Here is a 19,050-nt window from a genome sequence, read left to right on the forward strand (position 1 = left end):
AAGGGACGCCACGACCGTGACCTACGTGATCGCACTTCCGTGCGTCGATGTCAAAGACCGCGCCTGCATCGACGAATGCCCGGTCGACTGCATCTACGAAGGCGAGCGCTCGCTCTACATCCACCCCGACGAGTGCGTCGACTGCGGTGCCTGCGAGCCGGTGTGCCCCGTCGAGGCGATCTACTACGAGGACGACCTCCCCGAGGAGTGGTCCGACTACTACAAGGCCAACGTCGAGTTCTTCGACGAGATCGGCTCCCCGGGCGGAGCGGCGAAGGTCGGCGTGATCGCGAAGGATCACCCGGTCATCGCGGTCCTCCCGCCCCAGGGCCACTGAGCGGCCCTCCGGTGGCGCTCGGAGCCCTGCCCGACTACCCCTGGGACCTGATGGGTCCCGCGACGGCGCTCGCGTCGTCGCACCCCGACGGCCTCGTCGACCTCTCGATCGGCTCGCCCGTCGACCCGACGCCCCCGCTCATCCGCGACGCCCTCGCGCGGGCGACGGACGCGCACTCGTACCCGACGACGGTCGGCACCCCGGCTCTGCGCGAGGCGATCGCGGCGTGGTTCGCGCGTCGCCGGGCGGTCCCGGGGCTCGGAGTGGACGAGGTCCTGCCGACCATCGGCTCCAAGGAGCTCGTCGCCTGGCTGCCGTTCCTGCTGGGCCTGGGCGACGGCGATGTCGTCGTCCATCCCCGCGCGGCCTACCCCACCTACGCGATGGGGGCCTCGATCGCGGGTGCCTCCGTCCTGGCCTCCGACGACCCCGACGAGTGGCCCGAGCGGACCCGCCTGGTCTGGCTGAACTCTCCCGGCAACCCGGACGGCGCGGTGCTCGACGTCCCCGCTCTGCAGAGGGCCGTCGCCCGTGCCCGCGAGCTCGGCGCCGTCATCGCCGGCGACGAGTGCTACGCCGAACTCGGCTGGGACGGCCGCTGGGCCGACGAGCCGATCCCGAGCATCCTCGATCCGCGGGTCGTCGGCGGCAGCCGCGAGGGCGTGCTGGGCGTCTACTCGCTCAGCAAGCAGTCGAACCTCGCCGGCTACCGCGCCGCGTTCGTCGCGGGCGACTCCGCTCTCATCGCCCGCCTCGTCACCGTGCGCAAGCACGCCGGCATGATCGTGCCCGGTCCGCTGCAGGAGGCGATGATCACCGCCCTGGGCGACGACGCGCACGTGGCCGAGCAGAAGGAGCGGTACCGCGCCCGTCGCGACCGCCTGCGCCCCGCGCTCGAGGCCGCCGGCTTCCGCATCGACCGCAGCGAGGCCGGCCTGTACCTCTGGGCCACCGAGGGGCGGCCCGCCTGGGAGTCGATCGAGCGCCTCGCGCGGATCGGCGTGCTCGCCGGACCGGGCGTCTTCTACGGCGACCACTTCACCGAGCATGTGCGGCTGTCGCTGACCGCCGGCGACGAGCGGATCGACGCGGCCGCGTCGCGCCTCTCCGCCGGCCTCTCCTAGACCGCCGCCGCGGGCGTCCCGCCTCCCTCCCAGGGCGGGTCATGGCGGTATCCCACAACGCGCGCCCCGGAGCACTGGCCGGTGCAGCAGGTCCCCTGCTGTGCCCTTAGGCTGTAGGAGGTTCGGTCGATGTCGCCACACAACGGCGCCGACTGCACCGCCCACACCCGGCGCCGCCTGCTCCGTGCGAGCGCGCTGCCCGGGGAGCGACCGTGACGACCTGGGAGGCGTTGTGACCGAATCCGGCACGCAGAGCGACGGAACCGCGACGGTGGAGGCACCGGAGCCCGCCACGGAGAGCGCGCCGGCTGCGGCCGAGGCCCAGCCCGAGAAGGTGACGCTCACCTTCGGCGACCGCACCGCCGACTTCCCGATCCTCCGCAGCGTCGACGGCGCCTCGAGCATCGACTTCTCGACCCTGACGAAGCAGACCGGCTTCATGTCGCTCGACTACGGCTTCGTCAACACGGCGGCGACCAAGTCGCAGATCACGTACATCGACGGCGACAAGGGCGTCCTGCGGTACCGCGGGTACCCGATCGAGGAGGTCGCGACGAACGCGACGTACCTCGAGGTGGCCTGGCTCCTCATCTACGGTGAGCTGCCCACCGCCGACGAGCTCGCGGGCTTCGACGAGCGCATCCGCCGCCACACGCTCCTGCACGAGGACCTCAAGCGCTTCTTCGACGCGCTCCCGCACAGCGCGCACCCGATGTCGGTGCTCTCCGCGGGAGTCTCGGCCCTGTCCACCTACTACGAGGACAGCTCGAACCCCAAGGATCCCGAGGCCGTCGAGCTGACGACGATCCGCCTGCTCGCGAAGCTGCCGGTCATGGCCGCGTACGCGCACAAGAAGAGCATCGGCCAGGCGTTCCTGTACCCCGACAACTCGCTGAGCTTCGTCGACAACTTCCTCCGACTGAACTTCGGCACCATGGCCGAGCGGTACGACGTCGACCCGGTCCTCTCCAAGGCGCTCGACCGTCTGCTGATCCTCCACGAGGACCACGAGCAGAACGCGTCGACCTCGACCGTGCGCCTGGTCGGCTCGACCGAGGCCAACCTCTACGCGTCCGTCTCCGCCGGCATCAACGCGCTCTTCGGCCCGCTGCACGGCGGAGCGAACGAGGCCGTCCTGACGATGCTCGGCCGCATCCGCGAGTCGGGCGAGAGCGTCCAGACCTTCGTCGAGCGGGTGAAGAACAAGGAGGAGGGCGTGCGCCTGATGGGCTTCGGCCACCGGGTGTACAAGAACTACGACCCGCGCGCGAAGCTCGTCAAGGAGAGCGCCTCGGAGGTGCTGCAGGCGCTCGGAGTGAAGGACCCGCTGCTCGACATCGCCATGGAGCTCGAGGCCCTCGCGCTCGAGGACGACTACTTCAAGGAGCGCCGCCTCTACCCGAACGTCGACTTCTACACCGGGGTCATCTACAAGGCGATGGGCTTCCCGACCCGCATGTTCACCGTGCTGTTCGCGATCGGCCGCCTGCCCGGCTGGATCGCCCACTGGCGCGAGATGAACATCGACAAGCAGACCAAGATCGGCCGCCCCCAGCAGCTCTACATGGGCGCCTCCGAGCGCCACTGGCCCACCGGCAGCTGACCCGCCGCCCCGATGCCGTCTCCGCCCTGCGGAGGCGGCATCGTCCGTTCACCCCCCTCTGCTGGTCGAGTAGCCCGCTCGCGGGCGTATCGAGACCCCGGTCTCCGGGAGGGGTGGTCTCGATACGCCGTCTGCGACGGCTGCTCGACCAGCGGGGGTCAGCAGCGGGAGAACTCTCTGCTGGTCGAGTAGCCCGCTCGCGGGCGTATCGAGACCCCCCCGCAACCCGGCCTCAGGCGTGCAGCGCCGTGTTCAGCTCGATGCCCGCACCGGTGCGGGGGAGCACCTCCACCGCGCCCGTCAGCGAGTTGCGGCGGAACAGCAGGTTCGGCACGCCCGACAGCTCGACGGCCTTCACCGTCTGCGGGCGCCCGTCGGACCGGGGCGCTCCTCCGACCACCACGACCTTCGTGCCCGCCGTGACGTACAGCCCCGCCTCGACGACGGAGTCGTCCCCGATCGAGATCCCGATGCCCGAGTTCGCCCCGAGCAGGGCGCGGGCGCCGATCGAGATCCGCTGCGTGCCTCCGCCCGACAGCGTGCCCATGATCGACGCACCGCCGCCGATGTCGGAGCCGTCGCCGACGACGACGCCCTGCGAGATCCGACCCTCGACCATCGAGCTGCCGAGCGTCCCGGCGTTGAAGTTCACGAAGCCCTCGTGCATCACGGTCGTGCCCGGAGCGAGGTGCGCGCCCAGGCGCACGCGCGAGGTGTCCGCGATCCGCACCTTGGCCGGAGTGACGTAGTCGGTCAGCCGGGGGAACTTGTCGATCCCGGCGGCCTGGATGCCGTGCCGGCGCAGCGACGGGCGGAGTCGCGTGAACGAGTCGGGGGACACCGGTCCGGCGTTGGTCCAGACCACGTTCGGCAGGTGCGCGAAGACGCCGTCGAGGTTCACCGTGTTCGGCTGGACGAGCAGGTGCGAGAGCAGGTGCAGGCGCAGGTAGGCGTCCGACGTCGAGGCCGGCGGCGAGGAGAGGTCGATCTGCAGGGTCACCACGTCGATGCGCACCTCGCGCCGGGGGTCCTCTCCCGCGAGCGATTCGAACTCGGCCGGGACGATCCACGGGTCGCGGCCGGCGGGGATCGTGCCCAGGCGCGGCTCCGGGAACCAGGTGTCGAGGACGGTGCCGTCGGAGGCGATCGTGGCGAGCCCGTAGCCCCAGGCGGAGGCGGGCGCGGAGGAGTCGGCGGAGTGCTCGGGGGTCATGGCACCCAGGGTAGCGCGCGGCCCGCGGCCGCTACCCTGGGTGCCATGGCCGCTCCGACCCCCGCCGCTCCGCCCCTCGTGAGGCTGGATCTCGCGTCCGATCCGATCGCGCTGACGCGGGTGCTGTGCGACATCCCGTCCGTCTCGGGGGAGGAGTCGGCACTGGCCGACGCGGTCGAGGCGGCGCTGTCCGCCTGCGATCACCTCGAGGTGATCCGCGACGGGGACACGGTCGTCGCGCGCACCTCGCTCGGCCGAGCGCAGCGCGTCGTCATCGCCGGTCACCTCGACACCGTCCCGATCAACGGCAACCTGCCCGTCGTCGACGAGAGCATCGACGGAGTCGAGTACCTGGTCGGGCGCGGCACCGTCGACATGAAGGCGGGGGTCGCCGTGCAGCTCGTCCTCGCCGCCGAGCTCGTCGAGCCCGCGGTCGACGTCACCTGGATCTGGTACGACAACGAGGAGGTCGCCTCCGACCTCAACGGCCTCGGACGGCTGGCCCGCCACCGCCCCGACCTCTTCGCCGCCGATTTCGCCGTTCTGGGCGAGCCGACGAGCAGCGAGGTCGAGGGCGGCTGCAACGGCACCCTGCGCGTCGACGTCGTGACCCGCGGACTCCGCGCCCACTCCGCCCGCAGCTGGGTCGGCGAGAACGCCATCCACGCGGCCGCACCGATCCTCGATCGGCTCGCCGCCTACGAGCCGCGCGAGGTCGAGGTCGAGGGCCTCGTCTACCGCGAGGGCGTCAACGCCGTGCGGATCTCGGGAGGAGTGGCCGGCAACGTCATCCCCGACCTCTGCACGGTCCACGTCAACTACCGCTTCGCTCCGAACCGCACCGGTGCCGAGGCCGTCGAGCACCTCCGCGAGCTCTTCCACGGCTTCGAGGTCGAGGTCGTCGACCTCGCCGAGGGCGCCCGCCCCGGCCTCGACGCGCCGCTCGCTCAGGCCTTCCTCTCCTCCGTCGGCGCCGAGGCGAAGCCGAAGTACGGATGGACGGACGTCGCGCGCTTCTCGGCGATGGGAGTGCCGGCCGTGAACTACGGCCCCGGCGACCCCCTCAAGGCCCACGCCGACGACGAGCGCGTCGCGGTGCACGAGATCACGGCCTGCGCCGACGGTCTCCGCGGCTGGTTGAGCACCCCCGCGTGACCGCCGTCGCTCCGGCGTCGACGGCGCGTCGACGGGCCCGGCTCCGACTCGTCCCGTGGTGGGCGCGGGTGCTCGCCGTCTTCGTGCTCACGCGCCTGGTCACCACCGTGATCCTGCTGCAGTTCGCCGCGAACCAGGCCGCCAACTCCTGGACCGGCCCGTCCCCCTCCTACTCCGCCTTCGCCTCGATGTGGGACGGGCGCTGGTACGAGATCATCGCCCTCTCCGGCTACCCCTCCACCCTCCCGGTCACCGAGGCGGGCGAGATCGGCGAGAACGCCTGGGCGTTCATGCCGCTCTACCCAGCGGTGGTCCGCCTACTCATGCTGGTCACGGGCCTCGGATGGGCGCCCGCCGCCGTCACCGTCTCGGTCGTCTGCGGAGCGGTCACCTCCCTGGTCCTCTACCGCCTCCTCCGGCACTCGCTCAGCGAGACGCAGTCGCTGGTCGCGGTGCTGCTCTTCTGCGTCGCTCCCACCTCGCCGCTGCTGCAGCTGGCCTACGCCGAGTCTGCGGCGATGATGCTGACCGCGATCACCCTGCTGCTGCTCGTGCGCGGGCGGTACGCGCTCGTCTTCCCGGTCGTCCTGCTGCTGGGCCTCACCCGGCCGAGCGGGCTGGCCTTCGCCGCGGCGATGGGGCTCTACGTCCTCGTCCGCTTCCTCCGACGCTCGCGCGAGCCCTTCGAGCGCAGCGACTGGCTGCCCACCGTGGCGCTGACGGTCTGGGGCCTCGTGGTCGGCTTCCTCTGGCCGATCGCGGCCTGGGCGGTCACCGGGTCGATCACCGCCTACACCGACACCGAGCTCGCCTGGCGCTCCTCCTACATCGGCTACCAGGAGCTCTTCCCCTTCACCTCGTGGTTCCAGGGCGGGGCGTGGTGGGGCCAGTGGTGGTTCCAGTCGCCGGCCATCGGCATCGTCCTGGTGGTGCTGCTCGTGGCCGCCTTCATCGGCGTCATGGCCTCGCCGTGGGTGCGCCGGCTCGACCTCGTCAGCCGCGCGTGGATCGCGGGCTACGCGGTGTACCTGTTCGCGTTCTTCTTCCCGCAGTCGAGCACGTTCCGGCTGCTCGGGCCGATGTTCCCGCTGGTCGGAGCACTCGCCGTGCCCCGATCGCCGCTCTTCCGGGTCGCACTGGTCCTGGCCGGGATCGGCGGTCAGATCCTCTGGATCTCGGCCTGCTGGGCCGTCGACGGCTACGACTGGACGCCCCCGTGATCGACGTCCCGCGGGCTCGCCGGAGAGCGCGATTTCTCGAACACCGCGGATGCACGATAATAGGGGGATACGTCACGAAAGGGGAACTCTATGGCGGCCATGAAGCCCAGGACCGGAGACGGACCGATGGAGGCTGTTAAAGGAGGGTCGACTCATCGTCGTGCGCGTTCCGCTCGAAGGAGGCGGACGACTCGTCGTCTCGGTCAACGATGCAGAGGCGAAAGAGCTGCACGATGCTCTCGCATCGGTGGTGACCCCCGCCTGACGGCGGCACCACCAGCACCGTCGAGAACGCCCGTCGCACACCGTGCGGCGGGCGTTCCCTCGTTCCAGGACGGATCGGCGCGTCAGGCTCGGCGCTTGTTGGCCTGGAGCAGTCCGTCTCCGATGGGGGAGAGGATGCTCACCACGGCGGGGGACGCGCTGATCTCGGCGACCAGGGTGCGGAACGCCGACGCGATCTCGTCGCGCTGAGCCGGGTTCGAGACCCGTCCCCGCCAGAGGGCGTGAGGGATCAGCACGGTGCCGCCCGGGCGCACGAGCCGCAGCGCGTGCTCGACGTTCTCGATGACCTGGAGCGGATCGCCGTCGACGAAGACGATGTCGTACGAGTTCTCGTTCATCCGGGGCAGCACCTCGAGCGCTCGTCCCGGGATGAGGCGGAGGCGGTTGGGGGACACGCCGGCCTCGTGGAACTGCGCTCGCGCGTGCTGCTGGTGCACCGCCTCCGAGTCGATCGAGGTCAGCATCGCCTCGGGGGCGCCGTCGAGCAGCCACAGGCCGCTCACTCCGGTGCCGGTGCCGATCTCGATGATCTGCGAGGCGCGCGCCGCGGCCGCGATGAGCGAGGACTGCGCCCCGATGGACGGCGAGACGGCGTCGATGCCCAGCTCGACCGAGAGGCGGCGGGCGGAGGCGATGGCCTCGGGCTCGACGACCGCGTCCTCGGCGTACTTCCAGTTGGCATCCTTGTCGGACACGGTCGAGCTCCTCTTGTCGGTGCGGTGGACGGATCGCGTCCGCGCAGGGCAAGGCTACGGTGGCGCGCGGGGTCGGTGCCGCAGGCGCGGCGGGTTACTCTTGTCCCGTGTTCGGTTTGACGTTCGACAAGCTCCTCATCATCGGAGTGATCGCTGTCTTCGTGCTGGGCCCTGATCGCCTCCCGCACTACGCCGCGCAGCTGGGTCAGCTCGTGCGCAAGGTGCGCGGATTCGCCACGCAGGCGCGCGAGCGGGTCAAGGACGAGATGGGCGAGGAGTTCAACGAGGTCGATTGGCGGAAGCTCGATCCGCGCCAGTACGACCCTCGTCGGATCATCCGCGACGCCCTCCTCGAGGACGACCCCGTGCCCACCGTGAAGCCTCCGACGAAGGTCGGCGCGCCCATCACGACGGGGCCCGGCAGCCGGGCCTCGACGCAGGACAGCTATTACACGACGATGAAGCGCTCGCACGGCGAGGGGCAGCTCTCGACCGTCGCTCCGCCGCCCATCGACTCCGAGGCGACCTGACCCGAACGGCTCCCGTCGGCGACGGGTGAGCGGCCGGTCCCGCCAGAGGGTCAGCCGACGCTCATCGGCAGTCGTCGCCCCGTCAGGCCCCGCGGCCGAGCCGCTAGCGTCCTCGCCAGCGCGGTGATCGCCACCGCGGCCGGATCCTCCGGTGCCCCGACGACGACCGGGACGCCGATGTCTCCGCCGGAGCGCAGCGCGACGGCTGATCGGCAGGGACGCGATCACGGGCACCTCGCTCCCCGAGGCGCTCAGACGGCGCGCCACCTCGGCCCCGCCACCGGTGCCGAACAGGTCGAGCACGGACCCGTCGGGCTGCGGCAGACCCGCCATGTTCTCGACGACGCCGATGATCGTCTGACCCGACTGGCGCGCCAGAGCGCCGCTGCGCTCGGCCACATCGGCGGCCGCGGGCTGCGGCGTCGTGACGATCAGCACCTCCGCGTGCGGGAGGAGCTGGCCGATCGAGATCGCGACATCGCCCGTGCCCGGGGGCAGGTCGAGCAGCAGCACGTCCAGATCGCCGAAGTAGACGTCGGTGAGGAACTGCGAGATCGTCCGGTGCAGCATCGGACCGCGCCAGGAGACGGCCGCTCCGCGCGTGTCGCCCTCGAGGAACATCCCGATCGAGATGACCTTGACCCCGTGCGCCACGGGCGGGAGCATCAGCTCGCCCACCCGGGTGGGGCCGTCGACGTGCCCGTCGTGCATCAGGCCGAGGAGCCCGGGGATCGAGAACCCGTGCACGTCGGCGTCGATCAGCCCGACCGAGAGCCCCTGCTGCGCCAGGGCGACGGCGAGGTTCGCGGTGACCGTCGACTTGCCCACTCCGCCCTTGCCGCTGGTGACGGCGTAGACGCGGGTGAGCGAGTCCGGCCCGAAGGGCATGCTGCGCTTGGCGCCGCGGAGCCGCTCCGTGAGCGCGGTGCGCTGGGCCGGGGTCATCACGCCGACCGAGACGCGGACACCGGTCACCCCGGGGGTGCCGGCGACCGCCTCCGTCACGTCCCGCTCGATCGCGGACGCCGCCGGGCAGCCCACGATGGTCAGCCGGATCGCGACGTCCACCGAGCCGTCCGCGGCCGAGGTCACGGACTCGACCATGTCGAGCTCGGTGATGGGCTTGCGGATCTCGGGATCGACGACCCGCGCGAGCGACGCGAGGACCGCGCTCTCGAGGGGAGTCGGGTCAGACATCGCCGCGCTCGGACCTGCTCGTCTCCGTCCGGTCCTTCTCGAGCTCCTCGACGAGGCTGCGCAGCTCCGAGCGGATGAAGTCCTTGCTCGCCATGTCGCGGATCGCGAGCCGCAGGGCCACGACCTCTCGGGCGAGGTACTCGGTGTCGGCCAGGTTGCGCTCGGCGCGCTGGCGGTCCTGCTCGATCTGCACGCGGTCGCGGTCGTCCTGCCGGTTCTGCGCGAGCAGGAGCAGGGGAGCGGCGTAGGAGGCCTGCAGCGAGAGGATCAGCGTCAGCACGGTGAAGCCCAGGGCCTGCGAGTCGAAGCGCGCGTCCTCGGGTCCGTAGGTGTTGAAGACGAGCCAGAACACGCAGAAGATCGTCATGCCGAACAGGAACCACGGGGTTCCCATTCCGCGGGCGAACGACTCGGTCAGTCGCCCGAAGCGGTCGCTGCTCTGGCGGTTGCGCAGGGGCAGCACGCGCGTGCGGAGTCCCTTCGGGGCGTCGAGCCGCCGATCCTGCTTCGCGTCCTTAGCCACGCGCGCCCCTCCATCCTCGTCGTCGTCCGCCGTTCGCCGCCTTCGCGGGCGGCGGCACCAGCGGGATGCCCCGCGTGGTCGTGCTCACCGGTGAGCGGGGCTCGTCGTCGCCGTCGTGGCTGCGCCAGTCCTCGGGGAGCAGGTAGTCGAGCACGTCGTCGATGGTGACGACGCCGACCAGCCGGTGCGTCTCGTCGACCACGGGCACCGACACGAGGTTGTAGCTCGCGAGGATGCGGGCGACTTCGGCGGCGGACGTGTCCGGCGTGATCGGGTCGAAGCTCTGATCGAGCAGGGTGCCCAGGCGCTCGTGCGGCGGGTAGCGGAGCATCCGCTGGAAGTGCACCATGCCGAGGAAGCGGCCGGTCGGCGGCTCGTACGGCGGCAGGGTGACGCAGACCGCGGCTCCGAGGGCGGGAGCGAGCTCGTGACGGCGGATGAGGGCGAGGCCCTCGGCCACGGTCGCCTCGGACGACACGATGATCGGCTCGGTCGTCATCAGGCCGCCGGCAGACTCGGGTGCGTAGCTGAGGAGCATGCGGACGTCGTCCGCCTCCTCCGGCTCCATCAGGCCCAGGAGGGCCTCGCCGCGCTCGTCCGAGAGCTGGGCGATCAGGTCGGCCGCGTCGTCGGGCTGCATCTGGTCGAGCACGTCGGCGGCGCGGTCGTCGTCGAGCTGACCGAGGATCTCGACCTGCTCGCTCTCGGGCATCTCCTCGAGAACGTCCGCGAGCCGGTCGTCCGAGAGCTCGCCCGCGACCTCGAGCATGCGCTGGGTCGGCAGGTCGAGCAGGGTGCTCGCGAGGTCGGCGGGCTTGAGCTCGGCGAGGCTCGCGACGTACTGCTCGGCCGACTGCGCCTCGCCCGAGACGGTCTCGCGGACCTCGCGCCAGCCGGCGAACGCGGTCGCGCCCTTGGCGAAGGGGGAGGGGCTCGTCTTGGGACGGCGGACGAACAGCTGCGCGAGCTGCCACTCCCCGGGTCCGACCTCCTCGATCGCGACATCCTCGACGACGGCGTCGCCGGATCCGTCGACGAACGTCATGCGGCGGCCGAGCAGCTCGGCGATGACGCGGACCTCGCCGCCGCGCTGCTCGAAGCGGCGCACGTTGATCAGACCGGTGGTGATGATCTGGCCGCTGCCGATGCTCGTGACGCGTCCGATCGACACGAACACGCGGCGGCGTCCGGGGATCTCGACGACGAGCCCGACGACGCGGGGCGGATCGTTCTGGCGGTAGACCAGGAGCACGTCGCGGACCTTGCCGACGCGGTCGCCGGCGGGGTCGAAGACGGTGCATCCGACCAAGCGCGCGACGAAGACTCTGGCGGAACTCACGGCTACAAACCTAGTGCCGCCCACCGGGATGTCCGCCGAGCGTTCCCGACCGACGTTCGGCGTGCTCACCATCGCCGCCCAGAGTCCTCCAAGACCCCTGTGCCAGTCTGAGCGGGTGACTCAGCAGACGCCGTTCAACGGCCGCAAGGCGGTCTTCCCGACCATCCCGCGCGGCGAGATCCTCGCGATCTTCGACACGTACCAGGAGGCGCAGGCCGCCGTCGACGTGCTGGCCCGTGCCGACTTCCCGGTGAAGCAGCTCGCGATCATCGGCAACGAGCTCAAGAGCGTCGAGCGCGTCACCGGCAAGCTCACCTGGGGGCGCGTGGCGCTGGCGGGAGCCGCCTCGGGAGCCTGGTTCGGAATCTTCCTGGGCCTGCTCCTGATCATCTTCTCCCCGACCACGCAGTTCTCGTTCCTGATCGCGGCCGTGCTGCTCGGCGCCGGTTTCGGCATGCTGTTCGGTCTCGCGTCGTACGCGGTCAACCGCCGGCGCCGCGATTTCACGTCGACGATGCAGGTCATCGCGACCAGCTACTCCGTGCTCGCCGACCCCGAGGTCGTGAACCGCGGCCGCAACCTGCTCGACGGGCAGGGCGCCGCCGCCGAGGCGCCTCAGGCGAGCTGGGCGCCGCCACCCGCCAACGCCGGCGACCCGGTGCCCGTCCGCCCCGAGGACGACCAACGCTGATCCACCTCGAACGCCCCCGGCTCCGGCCGGGGGCGTTCGTCGTCCCCCGCCTCCCCCTTGCTGGTCGAGTAGCCCCGCAGGGGCGTATCGAGACCCCGCGTCTGCGGGGTGCTGCGGATCTCGATACGCCCGCGGTGCGGGCTACTCGATCAGCTGAGGGCGGCGTGCAGCTCCTCTTCCCCCTGCTGGTCGAGTAGCCCCACAGGGGCGTGTCGAGACCCCGGGTCTGCGGATGCTGCGGATCTCGATACGCCCGCGGTGCGGGCTACTCGATCAGCGGGCGGAGGCGTGCTGCCCGTCTTCCCCTTGCTGGTCGAGTAGCCCCGTAGGGGCGTATCGAGACCCCGCGCCTTGCGTACTCCCGCTCCGCGGGCCTACTCGATCAGCAGGGGGCGCCTCTACTTCGCCGCCGACCCCACCGGCGGCAGCACGATCTCCACGACCAGCCCGTGCGGCTGACGGTTCCGCAGACCCGCCGTGCCGCCCGCCGACAGCACCGTCGTGTGGACGAGGGCGAGCCCGAGGCCGCTGCCACCCGAGGCGAGGGTGCGGGAGTCGTCGGGCCGCGAGAACCGGTCGAACGCCACCGGGATGAACTCGTCCGGCATGCCCGGCCCGTCGTCCGCCACCGACAGGAGCAGCCGTCCGTCCTGCTGCGAGAGCGCTGCGACGACCATCCCGCCGCGGGGCAGCGCCTGGATCGCGTTCCGGACCAGGTTGTCGATCACGCGCCCGAAGTCCTGCGCCGCGACTCCGTAGAGGCGGGCGGGCTCCCGCTCGTCGATCTCGTAGTCGATCTCGACGTCCGACTCGGAGGCGAGCAGCCGGGTGCGGTCGACCGCGCCGACCAGCTCGTCGACGAGATCGGCGAAGGCGGACGTCGGCCGCACCGACCTGCTCTCGATCCGCGAGATGTCGAGCAGCGCCGAGGCGAGGCGCACGAGGCGGTCGACGCTCTTGCGCGCATCCAGGATCACCCGATCGACCGCCGCCGGGTCCTCGACGCGGTGGTGCGCGATCTCGAGCTGCGCCGAGAGCGCGGCCAGGGGCGTCCGCAGCTCGTGGCTCGCGTCCGACACCATCTGCTTCTCGCGGGCGAGGGAGGCGGTCTGCTTCTGCAGGAACGCGTTGAGCGTCTCGGCCAGCTCGTCGATCTCGTCGCGCGTGCCGACGACGGGCAGCTGATCACCCTGACCCGGGTCGGCCGCGATCTCGTCGGCCCGGGCGCGCATCCGCCGCACCGGAGCCAGTGCAGTGCCGGTCAGGATCCACGAGGCGAGGCCGAAGGTCACGACGAGGAAGATCGCGGCGTAGACGAGCACGTGCGCGAAGTCGTCGAGGACCAGCTGCGAGGCGGCCTGGTCGCGCGCGGTGACGACCGACCACGTCGCTCCGTCGTCGTCGACCGCGGCCACGCGGACGAGGTAGCTCGTGCTGCCCGTCGTGATGCTCGTGTAGCGGGCGGTCGCGTCAGCGCCCGTCTCGCGCAGATCGTCGACGACGGCGTCGCCGAGGGTGGTGGGCATCGTCGACGCGTTCACCGTCCCGTCGGGATCGAGCGCGAGGTAGAGCTGCCCGGTGGAGGAGCCCTCCACCCGGGGCACGTTCCCCGCTGAGATGTCGCGGCGGATCTCGTCCTCGATCGAGGTCAGGATCGTCCGCTCGCTGCGCTCCACGATCCCCGACACGACCTGGTAGAAGAGGAGCGCCGCGAGAGCGAAGAGCACCGTGGCGACCGCCACGCTGCCGATCGTGATGCGCGCACGGATCGAGAGGGCGGTCTGGCGAGGGCCCGCGGGCTGCGCCGGTGCGGTCACGGCTACTCGACCGGGCGGAGGAAGTAGCCCTTGCCGCGCACTGTCACGATGCCGACTCCGGTCTCCTCCGTCGGCAGCTTCTTGCGCAGATAGCTGACGTACTGGTCGACGATGTTGTTGTCGACGATCTCCCCGCCGCCCCAGATCTCGGACAGGATGCGCTGGCGCGTGACGACCGACCCGACCGGGGTGATGAGGAGCTTCAGGAGCTCGAGCTCCTTCGGGCTGACGTGGATGCGGCTGCCGTCGGCGGTGCGCCTGATGCTCGAGCCGTCGACCGTGATGCGGCCGACCTCGATCGACGTCGACATCAGCGAGGGGCTGCGACGCAGCAGCGCGCGCAGCCGGGCGTTGAGCTCCGTGAAGGCGAACGGCTTGGTGAGGTAGTCGTCGGCGCCTGCGTCGAGGCCGAACACCCGGTCCTCGATCGCGTCCCGGGCGGTGAGCAGCATGATCGGAGTCGACCGGCCGAGCTCACGGATTCGGCGGCAGATCTCGAAGCCCGACATCGCGGGCAGCATCACATCGACGATGGCCGCCGAGAACTCGGCGTTCGTGAACGCGACGAGCGCGTCCACCCCGTTCGTGGTGAGCACGGCTTCGTAGCCGGCGTCGCCAAGGCCTCCCACGAGAGCTTCGCCCATGGCCGGATCATCTTCCACGACAAGGATCTTCACGCCGATCACCCTACGGCTCGGCTCTCAGGAACGGCGGTTCCTGAGGACGCATCTGATGTTTTCCCAGAAGTCGCTTTTGTTTCGGGTCGCGCCTGACGGACAGCAGGTCGCGACAGCTCTGTCCCTTGCGAGGCGCCCCTGATACATTCACCACAGTACTCATGCCGTCACCCGAAGGCGGGACAATAATGCGCATCAATCTTTCTATTTGGGCTCGTGTCGCCTTGTCCGGCGTCGTCTGGCTACTCCTAGCACCTCTAGTGCTCTGCTTCGCTGCGATCCGCTCCTTGGCGTGCTTCAGGCGAACGCAGCCGCGGCCGCCGATCTCTGCGGGTCGTTTCGTGGGCAGGTGAAACATGGGATGGCGAGAAAGCGCCTGAGCTCGTAGACCTCTGCGTGTCATGGCGCTTCGCTATCCGGGTCTCAGCTAGGCGAAGTCCGAGAACGGTCTGCCCGCCCCACACCGCGTCTATGCACGGTTCTCGCACGCTCTCGACCGCACCAATGATGAATTAGACAAGCAATGAGCTCTCCTGCATCAAGCAGCTCATTGCTGGAGGTCATGCGAAGCGACCTCACACTGCACCGCAAGCACGGAGATGTCACTCGGGCCCAGCGCTGCCATCTGTTCGTGGCGTAGTGGTGCCCCCAGTAGGATTCGAACCTACGCCCCTGCCTCCGGAGGGCAGTGCTCTATCCCCTGAGCTATGGGGGCCAGGAGTGCCTGACCACATTAGCACCCGGGCGTGGGCCGATCCGACGCCGGAACGTGCCGCACGACGTGCCACGATGGAGCCATGCTGCGCACCGTCTCCGCCTCGATGGACCTGCGTCTGAACGGGCCGACCGACCTGATCTTCCTCGTCGCCGCGACGGCGACGGGCGAGTCGTTCGACGACTCCTTCTCGGTCCGCCTCGACGGCGAGGAGCTTCCCGTCCGCGAGTTCCCTGGGCGGCACGGCGCCCGCGTGCACCGGGTCGAGGCGAACAAGGGCGAGATGCGGGTCGCGTACCGCGCGAGCGTGACCGGCCGGGGCGCCCCCGACGAGCCGAGCGAGCTCGAGCTGGTCGAGTACCTGCGGCCCAGCCGCTACGCCGAGGCCGATGCGCTCGGCGGCGTCGCGCGGCGCGAGTTCGGGCGGGCCAAAGGCTTCGACGCGCTCACCGCGGTCGAGGCGTGGGTCAACGGGCACCTCTCCTACGTCTACGGCTCGACGGTGGCCACCGGGGGAGCGGCCCAGGTGATCGAGAGCGGTCAGGGCGTGTGCCGCGACTTCGCGCACACCTGCGCGGGGCTGCTTCGTGCTCTCGACATCCCGGCGCGCGTCACCGCCGTCTACGCTCCCGGCCTCGAGCCGCGCGACTTCCACGCCGTCACCGAGGCCTGGGTCGGCGGCGCCTGGCACGTGATCGACGCGACGCGGCTCGCTCCGCGCGGCTCGATGCTCCGGATCTCGTCGGGCCGCGACACGGCCGACACCGCGTTCCTCAGCAGCTACCTCACCGACCTCTCCCTCACGGCGATGAGCGTCGACGCCGAGTGCGACGTGATCGTCGAGGACGACCACGTCTCGCCCGTCCGGCTGGGCTGAGCTCAGCCGGCGAGCGCGGCGACCGCCGCGCGGACGAGCGGCTCCGGATCGCCCGGCTCGATGAACGAGGCGCTCGAGGCCTCGATCCAGTGCTCGTCGAGCAGCACGTCCGCCACTCCGCGGCCGGACGCGACTTCGTAGTAGCCCTCGACAGCGGGCGGCTTGCCGTAGGTCGGGACGGCGTTGCTCGTGCGGAAGAACTCGTTCTTGAGCGCTTCGACGAGCGAGGCGTCGAGGTGCGCCACGGCCAGCTGGAAGGCGGCCCCCGCATCGTCGGACCATCCGCAGACCAGACCGTCGTAGCCCGCGATCTCGGTCGAGACGTCCGTCCGCTCGACGGAGTCGTCGGGCGCGAATCCTGACCAGAGACCGGTGCGGGCCGAGGAGGGAACGAGCTCCTCGCAGGTCAGGGGGACCGGAGTGCCGCTGATCGCGGTCGAGGCGCTCGGCGCGGGCTCGGGCGCTCCCGAGCAGCCCGCCAGGACGCCGACGGCGGCGGCGAGGAGGAGGGCGGCGGGGCGGCGCATGGGTCGCACCCTAGCAAGCGCTCGCCGGGCGGGGCCGGGGGCGCCCCGTCGGCCCGGGACCCGGCCGGTAGAATCGACCCCCGTGACTCCCGAACAGCTCGCCGCCTCCCTGCACGCCCTCGTCCTCGACGCCGTGCAGCGACGAGGGAGCGACGCCGAGGTCGCCCTCTCGGACGTCGTCCTCGAGCGCCCGAAGAACCGCGACCACGGCGACTGGGCGTCGAACATCGCGATGAAGCTCGCGAAGAAGCTCGGAGCGAACCCGCGCGAGCTCGCCGCCGAGCTCGCCGAGGGGCTCGGAGCCGTCGACGGCGTCGCCACCGTCGAGGTCGCCGGACCGGGCTTCCTCAACGTGCGGCTCGACGCCGCTGCGGCCGGCGCCCTCGCCGGCGTCATCGTCGACGCCGCGGAGTCCTACGGCACCGGCTCCCTCTACTCCGGCGTGAAGATGAACCTCGAGTTCGTCTCGGCGAACCCCACCGGCCCGATCCACATCGGCGGCACCCGCTGGGCCGCGGTCGGCGACAGCCTGGCCCGCGTCCTGCTCGCGCAGGGCGCCGAGGTGACCCGCGAGTACTACTTCAACGACCACGGCGCGCAGATCGACCGCTTCACCCGCAGCCTCCTCGCCGCGCACCGCGGAGAGCCCACCCCCGAGGACGGCTACGGCGGCGCGTACATCGCGGACATCGCCGACCGCGTGGTCGCCGCCTACCCGGGCGACCTCTCGGTCCTGCCCGAGGAGGAGCTGCACGAGACGTTCCGCTCCATCGGCGTCGAGCTGATGTTCGGCGAGATCAAGCAGAGCCTGCACGAGTTCGGCGTCGACTTCGACGTCTACTTCCACGAGAACTCCCTGCACGAGTCGCGCGCCGTCGAGCGCGCGATCGAGCGGCTGCGCGGCCTCGGCCACATCTACGAGGCCGACGGAGCGACGTGGCTGCGCACCACGGACTTCGGCGACGACCGCGACCGGGTCATCATCAAGAGCGACGGCGAGGCGGCCTACATCGCTGGCGACCTTGCCTACTACCTCGACAAGCGCGAGCGCGGCTACGACCGGGCCATCATCATGCTCGGCGCCGACCACCACGGCTACATCGGCCGCATGATGGCGATGTGCGCGGCCTTCGGTGACACTCCGGGCGTCAACCTCGAGATCCTGATCGGCCAGCTCGTCAACCTGCTGCGCGAGGGGCAGGCGATGCGGATGTCCAAGCGCGCGGGCACCGTCGTCACGATGGAGGACCTGGTCGAGGCCGTCGGCGTCGACGCCGCGCGCTACTCGCTCGTGCGCTCCTCCGCCGACTCGACGCTCGACATCGACCTCGATCTGCTGACCAAGCGGAGCAATGACAACCCCGTCTACTACGTGCAGTACGCCCACGCGCGCACCCGCCAGGTAGCCGCCAAGGCGGAGGCGTCCGGAGTGCCGCGCGAGCCCTTCTCTCCCGAGACGCTGGTGCACGCGACCGAGTCGGCCCTGCTCGGCGGCCTGCAGGAGTTCCCGCGCATCGTCGCGCACGCCGCAGAGCTGCGCGAACCCCACCGCATCGCCCGCTACCTCGAGGAGATCGCCGGGCTCTACCACCGCTGGTACGACAACTGCCGCGTGGTGCCCCAGGGCGAGGACCCGATCGAGGCCGTGCACTCCACGCGGCTGCGCCTGAACGAGGCCACGGGCCAGGTCCTGCGCAACGGGCTCTCGCTCCTGGGCGTCACCGCTCCGGACCGCATGTGAGCGCCTCGGAGAGCCCCCGCCGACGACGTCGGGGACTCATCACCGTCGTCGTCGTGGCCGTCGTGCTCGTGCTGCTCGTCGTCGCGGCGGTCGTGGGCGACGCGCTCGCCCGCCGCGCGGTCGCCGACACCGCGGCGGCGAGCATCCGCGATGCGCTGTCGCTGCCGGCCGACCACCCGGTCGAGGTCGACGTCGCCGGATGGGCGGTGCTGCCGCAGCTCGTCTCGGGAACGCTCGACCGCCTCGACGTCCGCAGCGACGGCGTCGCCTTCGGCGAGCTGAACGGGGACATCGACGTGACCCTCGAGGGTGTGCCCGCGAGCGGCACCGGTGCGCTCGATTCCGGCACCGCGACCGTCGCGCTCGATGCCGCCTCCGTCACCTCCCTCGTCTCCGCGCGCAGCGAGGTGCCGATCGATTCCGTGACCCTCGATGCACCGCTCGTGCGGGTGAACACCTCGGTCGAGGTGCTCGGACTCTCGCTGGCGGCCGGAGTGGGCATCGAGCTCGGCGTGGCGGACGGGGCGATCGAGCTCACTCCGTCCGAGGTGACCGTCGCGGGCACCACGCTGACCGCCGCCGATGTCGAGCAGCGTTTCGGGGGAGTGGCCGACGGCCTCCTCGGTCCTCGCTCCGTCTGCATCGCCGACTCCGTGCCGCAGGGGCTCACCCTCACGGGCGTGCAGGTCGCTGCGGAGTCGCTGAACGCCGACTTCGCGCTCGCTCCGACCTTCCTCAGCGACCCGGAGCAGCAGGAGAACGGCGTCTGCCCCTGAGCGGACGG

The 19,050-nt window shown here is 71.0% G+C and carries 17 protein-coding genes, 1 tRNA gene and 2 pseudogenes; 11 read left to right on the forward strand and 9 right to left on the reverse strand.

Features of this window, described 5'->3' with window-relative positions:
• The first annotated feature begins 16 nt into the window (after positions 1–16).
• From fdxA to AC0CID_RS01400, 3 genes are all read left to right on the forward strand, one after another.
• Positions 17–337: a ferredoxin gene (gene fdxA, locus AC0CID_RS01390; protein WP_056866806.1), complete on the forward strand. Its 321-nt coding sequence runs from the start codon at positions 17–19 to the stop codon at positions 335–337.
• An 11-nt stretch (positions 338–348) separates the two neighbouring features.
• Positions 349–1,461 (forward strand): succinyldiaminopimelate transaminase, encoded by a 1,113-nt coding sequence (dapC, locus tag AC0CID_RS01395; RefSeq protein WP_465225531.1) that lies wholly within the window; start codon positions 349–351, stop codon positions 1,459–1,461.
• Positions 1,462–1,795: 334 nt separating this feature from the next.
• Positions 1,796–3,064, forward strand: coding sequence for a citrate synthase (locus AC0CID_RS01400; protein ID WP_465228025.1), 1,269 nt, complete (start codon positions 1,796–1,798; stop codon positions 3,062–3,064).
• A 232-nt stretch (positions 3,065–3,296) separates the two neighbouring features.
• Here AC0CID_RS01400 and dapD read toward each other — a convergent pair whose 3' ends face one another.
• On the reverse strand, positions 3,297–4,277 hold the full coding sequence (gene dapD / locus AC0CID_RS01405; RefSeq protein ID WP_465225532.1) for a 2,3,4,5-tetrahydropyridine-2,6-dicarboxylate N-succinyltransferase: 981 nt from the start codon (positions 4,275–4,277) through the stop codon (positions 3,297–3,299).
• Between the two features lie 45 nt (positions 4,278–4,322).
• Here dapD and dapE point away from each other — a divergent pair, with 45 nt between their 5' ends.
• The 3 genes and pseudogenes from dapE to AC0CID_RS01420 all read left to right on the forward strand — a co-directional run bounded on the left by dapE (position 4,323) and on the right by AC0CID_RS01420 (position 6,917).
• Positions 4,323–5,432, forward strand: a complete 1,110-nt coding sequence (gene dapE, locus AC0CID_RS01410; protein ID WP_465225533.1) for a succinyl-diaminopimelate desuccinylase — start codon at positions 4,323–4,325, stop codon at positions 5,430–5,432.
• Positions 5,429–6,652 (forward strand): hypothetical protein, encoded by a 1,224-nt coding sequence (locus AC0CID_RS01415; protein WP_465225534.1) that lies wholly within the window; start codon positions 5,429–5,431, stop codon positions 6,650–6,652. The genes dapE and AC0CID_RS01415 overlap by 4 nt, the downstream gene beginning before the upstream one ends.
• Positions 6,653–6,742: 90 nt before the next feature.
• Positions 6,743–6,917 (forward strand): annotated as a pseudogene (locus AC0CID_RS01420) (DUF3117 domain-containing protein).
• Positions 6,918–6,999: 82 nt separating this feature from the next.
• Here the strand turns inward: AC0CID_RS01420 and AC0CID_RS01425 are convergent.
• Positions 7,000–7,632 carry an O-methyltransferase gene (locus AC0CID_RS01425; protein ID WP_207403007.1) on the reverse strand — a complete coding sequence of 211 codons (633 nt, stop codon included), beginning with the start codon at positions 7,630–7,632 and terminating at the stop codon, positions 7,000–7,002.
• A gap of 107 nt (positions 7,633–7,739) precedes the next feature.
• On the opposite strand from AC0CID_RS01425, the gene AC0CID_RS01430 reads away from it, so the two are divergent.
• Positions 7,740–8,162 carry a twin-arginine translocase TatA/TatE family subunit gene (locus AC0CID_RS01430; protein ID WP_251942908.1) on the forward strand — a complete coding sequence of 141 codons (423 nt, stop codon included), beginning with the start codon at positions 7,740–7,742 and terminating at the stop codon, positions 8,160–8,162.
• 50 nt (positions 8,163–8,212) lie between these two features.
• Here AC0CID_RS01430 and AC0CID_RS01435 read toward each other — a convergent pair.
• The 3 genes and pseudogenes from AC0CID_RS01435 to AC0CID_RS01445 all read right to left on the reverse strand — a co-directional run bounded on the left by AC0CID_RS01435 (position 8,213) and on the right by AC0CID_RS01445 (position 11,221).
• A pseudogene (locus tag AC0CID_RS01435) lies at positions 8,213–9,359 on the reverse strand (P-loop NTPase).
• Positions 9,352–9,882: a DUF1003 domain-containing protein gene (locus AC0CID_RS01440; protein ID WP_251942912.1), complete on the reverse strand. Its 531-nt coding sequence runs from the start codon at positions 9,880–9,882 to the stop codon at positions 9,352–9,354. The pseudogene AC0CID_RS01435 and the gene AC0CID_RS01440 overlap by 8 nt, the downstream one beginning before the upstream one ends.
• Positions 9,875–11,221 (reverse strand): magnesium transporter MgtE N-terminal domain-containing protein, encoded by a 1,347-nt coding sequence (locus AC0CID_RS01445; protein ID WP_207403003.1) that lies wholly within the window; start codon positions 11,219–11,221, stop codon positions 9,875–9,877. Before AC0CID_RS01445 ends, AC0CID_RS01440 begins: the two co-directional genes overlap by 8 nt.
• A 115-nt stretch (positions 11,222–11,336) precedes the next feature.
• Between AC0CID_RS01445 and AC0CID_RS01450 the strand changes: the two genes are divergently transcribed.
• Complete coding sequence (locus tag AC0CID_RS01450; protein WP_465225535.1) at positions 11,337–11,912, forward strand: YflT domain-containing protein; 576 nt, start codon at positions 11,337–11,339, stop codon at positions 11,910–11,912.
• 398 nt (positions 11,913–12,310) lie between these two features.
• Here the strand turns inward: AC0CID_RS01450 and AC0CID_RS01455 are convergent, their stop codons facing one another.
• The 3 genes from AC0CID_RS01455 to AC0CID_RS01465 all read right to left on the reverse strand — a co-directional run bounded on the left by AC0CID_RS01455 (position 12,311) and on the right by AC0CID_RS01465 (position 15,121).
• Positions 12,311–13,729, reverse strand: a complete 1,419-nt coding sequence (locus AC0CID_RS01455) for a sensor histidine kinase (RefSeq protein ID WP_465225536.1) — start codon at positions 13,727–13,729, stop codon at positions 12,311–12,313.
• Positions 13,730–13,731: 2 nt separating this feature from the next.
• On the reverse strand, positions 13,732–14,415 hold the full coding sequence (locus AC0CID_RS01460) for a response regulator transcription factor (protein WP_465225537.1): 684 nt from the start codon (positions 14,413–14,415) through the stop codon (positions 13,732–13,734).
• 631 nt (positions 14,416–15,046) lie between these two features.
• Positions 15,047–15,121: transfer RNA gene (locus AC0CID_RS01465), tRNA-Arg, on the reverse strand.
• An 82-nt stretch (positions 15,122–15,203) separates the two neighbouring features.
• Between AC0CID_RS01465 and AC0CID_RS01470 the strand changes: the two genes are divergently transcribed.
• On the forward strand, positions 15,204–15,998 hold the full coding sequence (locus AC0CID_RS01470) for a transglutaminase-like domain-containing protein (protein WP_465225538.1): 795 nt from the start codon (positions 15,204–15,206) through the stop codon (positions 15,996–15,998).
• A 2-nt stretch (positions 15,999–16,000) separates the two neighbouring features.
• Here AC0CID_RS01470 and AC0CID_RS01475 read toward each other — a convergent pair whose 3' ends face one another.
• The gene (locus AC0CID_RS01475; protein ID WP_465225539.1) at positions 16,001–16,525 is read right to left on the reverse strand and encodes a hypothetical protein; all 525 of its coding nucleotides are present in this window, start codon (positions 16,523–16,525) and stop codon (positions 16,001–16,003) included.
• 82 nt (positions 16,526–16,607) lie between these two features.
• Between AC0CID_RS01475 and argS the strand changes: the two genes are divergently transcribed.
• Both argS and AC0CID_RS01485 read left to right on the forward strand, forming a co-directional pair.
• On the forward strand, positions 16,608–18,266 hold the full coding sequence (gene argS / locus AC0CID_RS01480; RefSeq protein ID WP_465225540.1) for an arginine--tRNA ligase: 1,659 nt from the start codon (positions 16,608–16,610) through the stop codon (positions 18,264–18,266).
• Positions 18,263–19,042 carry an LmeA family phospholipid-binding protein gene (locus AC0CID_RS01485; RefSeq protein ID WP_465225541.1) on the forward strand — a complete coding sequence of 260 codons (780 nt, stop codon included), beginning with the start codon at positions 18,263–18,265 and terminating at the stop codon, positions 19,040–19,042. The genes argS and AC0CID_RS01485 overlap by 4 nt, the downstream gene beginning before the upstream one ends.
• Positions 19,043–19,050: the final 8 nt, after the last annotated feature.

This window comes from Rathayibacter sp. AC451, assembly GCF_979253095.1.